Annotated in this window: 7 protein-coding genes; 1 reads left to right on the top strand and 6 read right to left on the bottom strand. The window is 40.0% G+C overall.

All coding sequences use genetic code 11. The features are described 5' to 3' along the window. Positions 1-7 precede the first annotated feature (7 nt). The 6 genes from MIC7126_RS0105965 to MIC7126_RS0105990 all read right to left on the bottom strand — a co-directional run bounded on the left by MIC7126_RS0105965 (position 8) and on the right by MIC7126_RS0105990 (position 12,201). Positions 8-607: a helix-turn-helix domain-containing protein gene (locus MIC7126_RS0105965; RefSeq protein ID WP_017652219.1), complete on the bottom strand. Its 600-nt coding sequence runs from the start codon at positions 605-607 to the stop codon at positions 8-10. Positions 608-1,337: 730 nt separating this feature from the next. Beyond that, complete coding sequence (locus MIC7126_RS0105970) at positions 1,338-2,087, bottom strand: peptidylprolyl isomerase (protein ID WP_017652220.1); 750 nt, start codon at positions 2,085-2,087, stop codon at positions 1,338-1,340. 1,125 nt (positions 2,088-3,212) lie between these two features. Next, the gene (locus tag MIC7126_RS0105975; protein WP_017652221.1) at positions 3,213-3,683 is read right to left on the bottom strand and encodes a HetP family heterocyst commitment protein; all 471 of its coding nucleotides are present in this window, start codon (positions 3,681-3,683) and stop codon (positions 3,213-3,215) included. 146 nt (positions 3,684-3,829) lie between these two features. Further along, complete coding sequence (locus tag MIC7126_RS0105980) at positions 3,830-4,225, bottom strand: hypothetical protein (protein ID WP_154655844.1); 396 nt, start codon at positions 4,223-4,225, stop codon at positions 3,830-3,832. Between the two features lie 1,257 nt (positions 4,226-5,482). Then, on the bottom strand, positions 5,483-8,635 hold the full coding sequence (locus tag MIC7126_RS0105985) for a cysteine peptidase family C39 domain-containing protein (protein WP_026100064.1): 3,153 nt from the start codon (positions 8,633-8,635) through the stop codon (positions 5,483-5,485). Between the two features lie 1,172 nt (positions 8,636-9,807). Beyond that, on the bottom strand, positions 9,808-12,201 hold the full coding sequence (locus MIC7126_RS0105990) for a GH116 family glycosyl hydrolase (RefSeq protein WP_017652224.1): 2,394 nt from the start codon (positions 12,199-12,201) through the stop codon (positions 9,808-9,810). 149 nt (positions 12,202-12,350) lie between these two features. Between MIC7126_RS0105990 and MIC7126_RS0105995 the strand changes: the two genes are divergently transcribed. Then, the gene (locus tag MIC7126_RS0105995) at positions 12,351-12,824 is read left to right on the top strand and encodes a hypothetical protein (protein ID WP_017652225.1); all 474 of its coding nucleotides are present in this window, start codon (positions 12,351-12,353) and stop codon (positions 12,822-12,824) included. Positions 12,825-12,870: the final 46 nt, after the last annotated feature.

The following is a 12,870-nucleotide window of genomic DNA, read 5'->3' on the forward strand; positions in this document are numbered from 1 at the left end:
CCCAATTTCAGTTATTCGTCTGCATCAAATTAAATGACCAATTAAAACTCGGTTCGGAGTTAGATTTTAAGTCGCCGATTGTAATCGCTGTATCCTTGAGATTGTCGGTTTCTGGTGGCGATAAATTTTTGCGTTTAGTGGAAAGTCCCATCTGTTTTAGCAAGCGATTAACATGGCGATCGCTAATTGCAATACCAAATTCATTCGCCAAATGTTTACTTAACCATTGCGCTGTCCAATAACCGAATGCGTAGCCGTAATCACGCGGACTATGGTTTACTAATTCTTTCAATCGCTCAATATATTGATGATTGACAATCTTCGGTCTACCTATTGGGCGCTCGTTCCATTTATGCGCTAAACCAGCTTCAGCTATCCCAATCCAATATCGCGCCATTTCCTGTGAACAACCCAAGCTCTCACAGATTTGGGCTTGAGTTTTACCCATATCTGCTAATAGCATAATTTCAATTCGTCGCTGATATTCTGGCTGCAAATTAGTTTGTAAGGTTTTTAACAATGCTTTCCGTTGAAAGGGAGTTAAAAACTTGCTTGTCTGAAGTTCGTAGTTTTCAAAAACTCTATCTTGACTAGAATAGTTTGACATATTTCCTACCAGTTGCCGTCAACTGTAAAATGTGTGCAAATATTTCCATGACATCTGTTCCCAAAAGCTTCATACTTAAGGTTTAACATTGGCGAAAACCGATATCAATTGCAACCAGTTACCCAATTTGAGGGGAATAAAAAAGCTGCTTAGAGTCTTCTGGATACAATAATTTCTGAGGATGTTATCGAACTCTATGATATAGGTTCGTTGATTAACCTCTAAATATTTGAATTTGTCTGTTCTTCAATAAAAAGAGGTTAGACCCTTTTCACAAGTAGAAGCTAAGAACTAAGGTCAGGTATATTGATAAATTAACTTTCACTAGCCCAATACTAGCAATCTTATCTTCAGTTGATGATGATGAACCTGAGAACCATTGAAAAGAAAGTTCAGCAAAAAATAGACAGTTCCTCACCCTATGTCTGAATACACTGATATTTATTTCAGAATTCTCCTACATTTAACCCAGGTTTTTTACAAATGAAACAAAATCTTCATTAAATCTTGATATTGACTTGACAAAAAAATTATAATTTAACTTTTGGTTAGTTTTCTATTAGGTCGAAATTCAGAAATTATCAACTGATTGTTAAGCTAAACTGATAATTCTTCAACTAGGGCTGAAGATTAATATTTAATAAAAGTGTTAATTAAACATCTATCTTAGGTAAGAGAATGCAAGAGTGAATTATATAAAACATATTAATATTTGTAGTACTTACCTAATTTAAAATTGGTTGGGTAATGATAAATACAGGAGATAATTTAGCTCATTAACTAGCCAATTTTTGAACATGTTATTAATAATTTCCTGATACCGCTCACGTGTTAATATTGCCGGGATTAACTCTTCAACTATAAAAAGATGATAGCCTTGCTCAGTTTTCATTGGCCCTATCAACTGTTGAGGAGGTACGCTAAATATAATAGTGGCAATATTTGACTGCAAATCAAAACGGTAAATTGTCCCTTCGTAACCACATTTGTGTCGGCGATCGCTATCAATATCATAGCGATGAGCCGCGTCATAGAAACTGATTTCGCCCTCTTCAATTTGATAGTAAAGTTCTTGGGCTAAAATTTCCGACTCCACCACAAGTTGATAGAGGATAACTTGCTCAAATGCTAGACGATTTTGGATAAAAAACTTTTCTACTTCTTGACTGAATAACGCCTCAGCTAATTTTTTTGATAATAAGCGATCGCGTATTCCTTCTTCCCAATCTTCAGCAGAAATCAATTGATCTGCTAACCAGGCCAGCGTATCTGCAGCTTTCTCTAAATGCTGTTCTCGGCGTTGGCGGTTTGCTTCCGCTTCAATCTCTTCTGTAGTTAAAATAATCCCTCTTTCTTGAGCCACCTGTCGGATGATTTTTTTAAATAAAATATTTTCATATACTTCCTTCAAATTCATCTCACTTTTGAGGAAGTTAATAACTTCCTCCGGTTCAATAAAGATTTTTGCAATGTCATTCATTAGTATGTATATTTTTTCAACTGTAAATAAGCAGAAATTGTCTAGAACAGATCCTGTGGTAGTTAATATGAATACACACCAATAATTTAGTGTAGTATCAATGCGTATTTTGCAATACCCCTACTTTTCAGCCTGAGAATGTAATCAAATAGTAGGTGCACGCACTATGTCTACGTAACTTATATTCAAAAAAAGTTAGATTTCATAGAGATTTCCCGGTTTGTATATTTAGCCTGATTTGAGGAAATTGGTATAATTATATGTTTGTTATGGTTGATATCAATTTTTTATCTCAAAAAAACTGTAGATAAACTGTGGAAATTACTGAAAGCTGAGTAAATATCTGAAATTTAAACAATGTATTTAAAAAAATCAGCTATGTAGAATTTACTGAGTATAACGCTCAAAGTGGCTAATAACTTGATTATAAATTTTGGCAACACATAAAAAACTGGAAGCTATTCAAATTTTTTAGCTTCCAGTGCGTGCTGTATAAGTTGCTAATTGACAAAGTAACGCTTATCCAGTTTGGGAGGACTAGGATGACAATATTTTCTAACAAGTGTCATAGCAACAATTTACTAGCCATGAACATTATCTAATTGTCGCTTTTTCTCTTTCCACTCTTAAGCGTAGTTTTAAATATAAGCTTTTGGGCTAAAGCATCACTACAGTCAAGGAAGTTTGAGCAACATAACACTAACTATCATATAAATAGATAGCAGTGATTTAAGGTTGAGATTGAGAGAACCACCATTCCCCCTTTCCTGAACTCAGCCTTTCAGGGAAAAAGAACCACCAGTAGCAACACTTAGACTCTGAGTTTTGGTCTAGCAATTATCTATTTTGTGGATATTGATTACTAAAGTAATCACTTCGATAAATTTCTTGTTCAAAAATATTTATTTTTTTGAGAACATGAAATTATCTTATCAGTCACTTCTGTTTAAGTTGCTATCTATAATTTATCTGATTTTATGAAAATATATTTGCCATTTTGGCAGCTTTTATTAAATTATTTTATAATAAAAAATTACCTGCCATACTCACTTCTGCTTAACTGTATGGCAGGATTATTGGCACTCAAGTTCCTAATAATCAGTAGATACTGATTTAATAGATTTTTTAATTAAATTCACAAAAATCCAAGGGAAAATCTTGAGTATTTTCTGGTTTTAATTCAGATTTAATTGCTTGATATTCATGGACTTGCTTTGTGAGCCACTGCTCTAGACTACCTCCACGAATTTCAGCTTTTTGTTTTCTAACTACGTCCAAATAAGCTAAATCTTTAATTTTATTTAAGCAACTTTGGGGAAGATTGGTATCAGAGCGCTTGTCAGCAGATTGGTTAGCAATTTGCATACTGACATTTTGTTGTTGGTTAGACCTATTAGCTTGGGTATTTTCTTTGAGCAATCGATTGTATGTGCGGTAAGGAATGTAATGTAAAGGGTTATAACCAGAAAACCTTAACATTAAAACACATGCCCAGGAATACTTGCCGGCAAGAATCGCTTCCACTACTTGGTCAAACTGTTCAGGATGAATTGTTTTATTGAACTTGCTACTAATACCAGGAATATCTTGATTCATAGTTTTGGTTGTCTGAAAAGAAGTAAACTAGTCCAGTTTCTTCGGTTATGGGTGTGCAATTGAGTTGAAAAACTGCTCTAGCCTGTTTGCAGTTGTTGAATCGGTCAAGGAACGTATCGATAAACTTTTCTGGAGGACACAATTAATCAACAAGTGCAAACAGAAGTCTCCCAAATTTGGAGATGCTTTCGCAGTTCCCACAGATTTTTCTGTAGTTTAAGCTGAGTTTTGATATTCTTTTGCAGAGTGGTAGTTGCAGCAATTTTGGCTGGGAAGTTGGTAATTTTTCCCGCCGATAGCGAGTTTAACTTGGTGACTGGTTGTTTCCAAAAAACCAAGCTTGACAATTTGGTGAGCACAACATCTGTTTCTACCGGTGCGATCGCTCCTAAAGTAGAATTGAGCAAGTGAGTCCAAACCATCAAAGTTATGATTTGGTTTCCTTGGGTGTGGGCGACTTGTACAATCTTTCCTGTCCACATCCAAGTGACGATAGCCACAAACAACGTTTGACCGTTTAATTGCACCAGATTGATTAGCAATGAAGGCTGCTGACAGCAGCACCCCTTCTGCTCGGTATTTGCTTCCTGAAAGTTTCCGGTGCTGGAGTTGTTATTTGTGCATTTTTTTCGTAAAGTCTCTGTTTTCACACTGACTTTACTGACGTAATTTGCTATTTTTTGAAGCACTAGTTTGACTGCATTTAACCTGATGATTTTTTCCATGAGCTGACCTTGTAATCGGAAACTTAACTGTTATTGATCAAGCCTGTTTGCGGCTTTGTTGCGATTCCTCAGATTTTCCTTCTACTCCCAGCCGATAGGGCTGGTGCTTAAGGAAACTGCTGTGGCTAATCACTTCTGCGCTGTCATTTTGGCTTGATAGTAAACGCTGGGTATAAATTTACCTTTTGTTATGTCAGATGACTGGTAGGAAAAAGTTTCCGTGTGGCTCTTGGTAGATGCAGTTTCGTCCTTCTTAAAGTTGTCTAACTCCTAACCTAATTGTCTCACCCTGGTATAATTTGCACTTTTTTTCAAAAATTAGGAGTTTTTCAGTAGTATTTCCTACTTTTTCAACTAGAACAAAAATTTATTCATCCTTGGTGATCAAGAACAACATTATTATTTATACTATCTTTTTCCATAAATGTCATCTGCTAAATTAGCAGCTTTATAAAATAAATCTACTGAATTTCTGGGCATATTTACTTGTGTATTGTGCAACTTTGCTTTTTGTCCCTTTTTTGTTGACTATCGGGGGGCATAACCCCTCATTAAGTGTATGTTTAATTGTTTTATTTGCGTTGACTTAAAAATCGAGTTTTCCAGTAACTCTAGCTTTAAATAGTCGGTGAAATTAGCAATAGAGATAGCTAAAAGAAGTTATCTTGTTGCTAAAATTATTGATAATTTTTTCTAAAATATGCTGTGAATCATTTTGGTTTTAATTGCCTCTAAGCTCCTATTTATCGTATTTGTGCCGATTTTAATGAGCAGTGCAGTGTGGGCAAAGCTATCAGATAACCTAGATGGGGTTCAGCAAGTAATTATCAATTACGATTTGTAATTTTTACAGTTTTATGATATAATTGCCAAGCCACTAAAATTAATTATTAAATAACTCCAATCAGACATTTAAAAGGCGATAGTTGAGCCAATAAAGGGTGATAAAGTAAATTGGTAAATTTTTCTATATTTAAGCCAGCGAAAGATATGAACTTGACAAACTAAGCTGTCAAGTTGCTGGTAATGAGATTCGTTTCTAAATTGACATCTAACTGATAAATAAAAGTGGACTCACAGATGTAATTGCAGTTGGGCTAAGTGGCGATAAAGACCATTGATAGTTATCAACTGCTCGTGAGTGCCTTGTTCAATCAGGACACCTTTGTCTAAAACTAGGATGTGGTCGGCGTGGCGAATACTAGCGAGACGATGGGAGATAATGAAGGTGGTACGAGCCTGAGTAATGCGGGCTAGGTGCTGTTGTAGTTGGTGTTCTGACTCAGCATCTAGGGCGCTTGTGGCTTCATCCAAAATCAAGATTCCGGGATTCCTAATTAATGCACGGGCGATCGCTATCTTTTGTCGCTGTCCCCCAGAAAGTAGCGCGCCCCGTTCCCCCACCTGGGTGTTGTATGCTAAAGGCAGAGCTTGGATAAAACTATGCGCTTGTGCAAGTTTGGCTGCAGCGATCGCTTCTGCTTCCGTAAATTCTGGCGAATAGAGGGTAATATTTTCTAAAATCGTTCCCGAAAACAAACAATTTTCCTGCGCTACCAAGCCCAACTGACTCCGCAACGACTGGGGAGACACAAGAGAAACATCATGTCCATCAATCAAAATTCTGCCGTTATCGGGTTGATATAAACCAGCCAGCAGGTTAACTAAAGTGCTCTTACCTGAGCCACTACTACCCACAATGCCAATAGTTTGCTGGGGTTTCACCTGGAAAGAAATATTTTGTAAGGTGTGGCGTTCCTCATCGCTGTGGTAACAAAAGCTCACATTCTCAAACTTAATTTCACCACGAATTGCAGGCATTACCAACAACGGTTTTTGGGGGTTTTCTTCCGGTACCGCACTCAAGACATCATTGAGCCTTTCCAGAGAAATTAATACTTCTTGGAACTCATCCCACAATTTCACCAAAGCTAAAACCGGGTTAGTCACGTTACTAATCAGCATGTTAAAAGCAACGAACTTACCCAGAGACATCTGCTCACCAATCACCAAATTCGCTCCGTACCACAGCACCATCGTGCTACCAAAGTGATTAATCAAACCACTGGTTAATTGCAACTTATTCGCCAACTTCTGTCCTTGAAACCGCGACTTTACCATATTCATGAACCGTTCCTCCCAATGCCTGCGTACGGAACGTTCAGCTACAGCGGTTTTCACGGCAGTAATATTAGTAATCATTTCTACCACGGAAGCGTTTTGGGCTGCGGATGCTTGCAAAACTTCCCGAGAAACTTTTTTGAGCAATGAACTTGCACCCAGAGTTAAAATCACAATGGGCACAATCCAACCCACGACAACCAAGGTCAGATGTAAGTTGTAACTAGCCATCAGCCCCAGATAAATCACTGCCATCATCATGTCTATGCTGGTACTAACTGCGTGACGACAGAAAAATAGCTGAATTTTGCGGTTTTCTTGTACGCGACTGACAATATCTTCAACTTGGCGCGATGCAAAAAATCGCAGTGGTAGCTGTAATGTGTAACTAATGAAGCTCCCGATTAAATTTTGGTCGATGCGGCTAGCTAAATAGTCCAGCAAAAATTGGCGCTGTGCTCTAAAAGCGATCCGCCAGATGCCTAAGATGAAGAAAACGCCGACAAAAATATTTAAGCTGAAGAAGTGTTTTTGGGGAATTACTTGGTCGATTAACGTTTGAGTAATTAGGGGAGTCGCTAGCCCTAACACCTGTACGATCACTAAGGCAAAAATAATTTGCTGGCATAATTGCTGGTGATGGCGAAATAACTGCCAATAGCGTTCTAAAGAAACTCGTTCCCGCTCCACAGACTCAAACTGTTTGGTGGGATTTAACAGTAGAGCATATCCTGTCCAGCTAGCTTGGAACTGGGCGCGGGAGAGCCAACGCTTACTGGTGGCTGGATCGGAAATTAAAATGCGATCGCCTTTAATCTGCCAAACAACTACATAATGAATACCTTGCCAATGGGCAATCCAGGGGTTATAATATAGTTCTAACTTACTCAGACTTGCTCGCACTGCCAGCGCTTCACATCCCAAAGCTTGTGCTGCTGTTGCTAAACCCTGAAGTGAGGCACCCATTCGATCAACTCGCGCCAAACTTCGCAATGTATTGAGGCTCAAGCGTTTGCCCCAATAGCTGCTAATCATAGCTAAACAAGCAGCACCGCAATCTGATGAGCTTTGCTGTTGAATAAAAGGATAGGGACGCCACAACCTAGTAATTGACCGTGGTTGCTGCTGTTGAAAGTCAATGTTTGGCGTCGCTAATACGGGTACTGGATTTTCTGCTTGGGGTAAGCGTGGAGGAAGTTCAATTACTTTGGGGACGGGATTCAAGGAAGCAGGAGATGGGAGGGGGATGTGTCCCTGCTTTGCTATCTCTATCGCTTGCAGATGTTGTAATTGAGAATGGTCAGGAAAAATCTGAGGTGCAATCTCTCTAGCTGATTCCCAGTATTCTATGGGCAGATGATAGACTAACAAGTCTGTTTGGGCGATTTGATCGGTAATTTTGTCATCAGGATATCCCCAACTTAAGCCTATGTTGGCTGTGGTCGTTGCTGACGGACAAATTTGACCATTGACCAACCAAAAGCGCCCTTTGCTAGGAGGAGTTGCTGTCGCTAAGGATGCGCCCGCACTGATGTGAATTTCCTTCAGGTATGGTAATAATTGGCGCAATGTCGAGCTAGTGAGCGATCGCCATTCTGTATAGCATTTGTAGAAAATTAGGGCTTGTCGTTCAACTGCTGAGTGTTGTAAATAATTTTTTAGTTGCGGTAGACGTTCTAACCAGAGTTGGAGATCAGCAATGGAGATTTGCGCTACACAACCTGCGCTCGCGGCGATCGCTCGGTATGACAAAGATTGATCACAAAATAAATCATCAGCCCCAAAAGTCTGCTGTGTCAACAACAACTGAGTTGAAACCTCTCGTCCCAAAGTTGAGTCAAATCCTAACAACCGCACTCGTCCTTGACAAACTAAATAGACAATCTTGTTGCTGTCCGTGATTTTTGCACTTAAATCATAGACCGTCAGTTCGTCGCCTAGCTGAAACTCACGCAGCACCCAAGCTTGAATCAAGTCTGATGCTGGGTTGGTATCCCCCGCAACCATCCTCAAAAACTTGAGGATAGACGCTTTTGGAGTGGGAGATGGTTGATTGCTGCTATATTCCAACTCTCCCTGAACTCTTAACGACGAAGAGGGGTTCATGGTTTAATTTCAGATTTTGGGGTAAGCTTGTTAACTTTGGTAAATGCTTATACTGTCAGTACAAACAAGTTGCTAATTCTTTCACTGTCCGACTTCACATCATTCCAACAGCCTCTGGAAAACGCAATTATTTGTGTTTGTTATCACCAATTGCTTAAAGTTCATTTTTCAGCGGCTTTGTGCGAATGATAGTTGAGAAAATAACATTTTACTGGCAAAACCTTATTTATGTTGCCATCAGCGTATCAATTATTTACTGATGACTAGTTATAAGATTTTTGCTGTTGTCACCAATTAATATCTGACACTTGATCAAAATTTTACTTACTTTTTAATCAGTACTTATTCCTTTCTCACTGTATTTACTGTATTCTCCAAGACATACATTAGACTCCTAAAATCTTTTCCAACAATCTCTATCGATTATATTTTATGTCGATTGATTACATTTAGTTAGTACTTATTTTTACAAACATCATATATCAAATATATATTTTTATTTTGGTAAAAATTGTTATTGGCGAACATAATGCATCTGATATGAGTAATTTTTATGGCTAGAGCTATGGTGATTTAGATTTGTTAAAACAGTAGTCTTAAGTTCTCAGTATGTACCATCTCGCTGTTAATTACTTATATTTTCCTAGGATTATATAAACACCCGGAAAATAAAAACCTACTTCTCAATACTTGTGCTCTTAGTTTCCAGCAAAGGAGCAGGTGCAGTGCAAAGAAAGTCAGACCCCAACTGGATTTGGTGAATTGAATCTATTGCTTGATTTGAGAAAATTGCGATTAATAATACATAATATTCAGATTTGTATGTATATTTGATTGCAAATTATAGGTAATTTATCTAACAATTACAGATTTGCGTAGACAGAGAACAGGAAAATAGTTGATTTTTCTTCACAAAGTTGGATTTGATTGTGGCGACTTATTAACCAAAAAAGATGAAAGGGAACTCTTAACAGGGAACAGGAAACAGGGGACGGGGTTTCAACCTACCCTGTGAGATGAGGATTTTTTCGCTCACAATTGTGCTCGGCTTTAAACCTTTACCTCTTTTCGTCAAAGGGAGAAGGGTTTAAGGGAATTTTTGCATTCTTTTTCCCCTTTTCCCTACCCGAAGGGCTTTTGACTGTATGAAGAGATGAGGAATGATTTTTTCTCTAACCCTTAATTAAATAAATGGCCCAAATCGCCATAGCTCGCAGGTAAATACAGGCGCGAAAAGTACCGTTAGCGGTGATGGCTTCAGGGGTACGGAATTGTAAACCGTTGTCGTAAATTTGCTTAACTACAGCTTGCGTCATTTGCCAAGCTTCATCTTCCATTCCCATTTGTACCAGAAAAGCGGCTAGTCCGAAATTGATTCCTGTCCAGACTTCCAGTGGATGAGTAGCTTTGGGGTTTTCGGGGGAACCGTCAGGACGAACACCATTAGCTGCGCCAAATTGACCATCATAAAACTGCAAAAAGCAAGCATGATAAACAGTTTTCAGGGCACAGAGGGCGCGATCGCTCGCTACAATATCTGGTAGTCCCAACAATCGGGCGTAAAATTGCCCACACAATTGATCCGCCATCACCACATCCGAACCACTCTCACTATCCAAGCGGTAATATTGACCATTCCACAGCTTTTCTTCATAAATCGGGCGGGATTGGGCTAACCAAGCTTGATAAATGGATTTTTGTAACGCCAAGTCGCCTAAAGATCTGAGATTTTGATTTAATAAAATATCGCTAATGGCGATCGCTGCTTCTAAAGCCGCTATCCACAACCCGCCACAATAAGCACTCACACCCTGTAACCGCCAATCATCAAAAGTTTGATCAGGTGCGCCGGAATTCTCCGGAATTCCATCACCATCTAAATCAAAAGTTTTCAGATAATTAAGAGTCTCGACAATAGCAAACCAGCACTCAGCGAGGAATTCCACATCATCAGCCCCCGTCAGCAGAAAATCCCGGTACACCTGGAGCACAAAATCACTGCCTAAATCCTTCCACAAATTGCAGTCTTGATAGCAGGTGTAATTAGTTTTTTCCCAAACATGCTCATTGGGTGCGCCCAAATCGTGGGGTGTAGCGCCTGGGATTTTGCGAGCAGCAGTTGTCGTGTCTGCACCAATGGTGTAATAGTAGCCTATCACCCGCTGATGAGCATCACTCTGGGGAATTGCCCTAGCAAAAGCCCGGATGACCGACTTTTCTAATTCTGGGAACAACATCAACAGCGCAAAGGAACCATACAACCGCACATCGAGACTTTCATACCAGCGGTAATCTAAACACTCCAGCACCGCAAATTGTCCCACAGGATCAAGTTTTGATGCTGCATTCCAGAGAGTACCACCGCTGGTGAGGTCGTAAAGCTCATTAAATAGAGCCATTTTGAACCAAGCAGGTAAATCTTCCCGCGCTAAAATCGGTTGCTGCCAATTTTGAATATGCGATCGCCAATTTTGATATTCTTGTAAGGCAGTCGATGCGATCGCCCAAGCATTTTCACCACTCCGACCAAAAAAATCTGTATATCTGCGGTAATAGTTAACTCCAGCGGCGAATTCTGTTACCGGCAAATCCCAAGCCAGAGAAAAGGGAATTTCTAGAGTTTGTCCTGGTTGCAGAGTGAAACGAACAGCGATCGCCGCCCCTATGCGTGTATCCGCAGATGCAGGAGTTGCATCTTGAACATTAGGTAAAGAACCATCAGCCGCAAAGCTCGACCACACATCTTCCCCCGTCCCCACACAATGCCAACGGGTATGATGAAATACTTCTACTTGGGGATGCTTTAGGGTCGCTAAACACCAGCTACCGTCCCCCTCCTGTACAGAATCATCATCTTTAACCTGAGATAAAAAACAACCAATTTGGTCAGCATTTTCCACAAATAGATTGTAATTACCTTGACTTTCACCCAAACGCGGCTGATATTCATAAACCGGACTACCATCATCCCGTATCCGCACCTTAGGAGATTTCAACGCATTGGTGAACCAGCCCACCATATTTTCCCAAGTCAGCATTATGCTGATAGTCATCGGTGCAGTTGTGGGGTTACGCATTGTCCACAGGAAAATTGCCACCGGGTAACTAGTTTCTTGATAATTATGTGCCCAGATGGGGGAAAACTGCTCACAAGTCAACTGTGCTGGCAAGATATTTTCATACACAAACCAGCTACGGGGATATAAAGCGTGATAAGTACCTCCATTCGCTGGATACCATTTCCACGCTGCAAGACTACCATCCTCCGGTGCTTGGGTAGACAAAGCATAAGCTTGAGAAGAGGTGCCATGTGATGCAAACACACTAAATTGACAGGCGGGAAAATTTTGGAAAGTATGCTCACCACCGTCAATATGCCATAGATTAAAGTCTCCCCGTGAAGAACGACCGATGCAACCTGCACCAAAGCCACCTAAAGGCATTCCATGCCAAGGGCCATCATCAAGATTGCTAGGATAACGAACAGTATAAGGCTTGTCCCAACCAAGACCAATAACACGACTCCAAGCACAAGAGGGAATTTGTGGAGAGAATTTTTTTGTCATTGTCTAACACAACGTGCAGTTTTGCTAAAGAAGACTAGCGCGATGTGCGATTTTTCTCAAGTTATTTGTGCTAGTGTCCGATGATGTCGAAATTTTAGTGGTATATCTGGGCACTCTAAATTTAACAAACATACTGGAGAGTAATTCCCATGCCCACCACCAGAATTAGTGCAACACTGACAGAAACACAGAGAGAATCGGCGTTGCAAGCGATCGCCACTATTAAAGAAAAGCTACCATTTTTAATCGATATAAGTAACGAGGAGCGGAAAGCTTTACCCAAGATGGGAGATAAAAGCCGCGCCTTTGTTAGCAAAGCATTAGAAGTGGCGACACAGAACCCAGAGTTCTTACCACGCTCGTTTGACCTGGAAGAGATGCGGAAGGATGTACAGTTATTTGAAGCGTTGTATCCCTTGTTGCTGTCGCTGACACAATTACAAGAATTAGTGGATGATACATCTCTGGCGGTGGGTAGTGAAGCTTATGCAGCCGCGTTGCAGGTGTATGCTTATGCCAAAGCTAGCGGACAAGGCGCTGGTTTAGAGACAGTAGTCGAGGAAATGGGGCAAAGATTCGCCCGTAAATCTCACAGAGCCAAGCCTAAAACAGCAGCGTTGTAGAAAATAACTCGGATGTTGGAGTAAATTGCTCGGCGTTCCGAGTTCC

The sequence above is a fragment of the Fortiea contorta PCC 7126 genome (assembly GCF_000332295.1).
Lineage (GTDB): Bacteria > Cyanobacteriota > Cyanobacteriia > Cyanobacteriales > Nostocaceae > Fortiea > Fortiea contorta.

Bases quoted from the DNA above. Each gene is read 5' to 3' on its own strand.
- MIC7126_RS0105990 (WP_017652224.1), bottom strand. From the start codon at position 12,201: ATGACAAAAAAATTCTCTCCACAAATTCCCTCTTGTGCTTGGAGTCGT.
- MIC7126_RS0105995 (WP_017652225.1), top strand. From the start codon at position 12,351: ATGCCCACCACCAGAATTAGTGCAACACTGACAGAAACACAGAGAGAA.
- MIC7126_RS0105970 (WP_017652220.1), bottom strand. From the start codon at position 2,087: ATGAATGACATTGCAAAAATCTTTATTGAACCGGAGGAAGTTATTAAC.
- MIC7126_RS0105965 (WP_017652219.1), bottom strand. From the start codon at position 607: ATGTCAAACTATTCTAGTCAAGATAGAGTTTTTGAAAACTACGAACTT.
- MIC7126_RS0105985 (WP_026100064.1), bottom strand. From the start codon at position 8,635: ATGAACCCCTCTTCGTCGTTAAGAGTTCAGGGAGAGTTGGAATATAGC.
- MIC7126_RS0105975 (WP_017652221.1), bottom strand. From the start codon at position 3,683: ATGAATCAAGATATTCCTGGTATTAGTAGCAAGTTCAATAAAACAATT.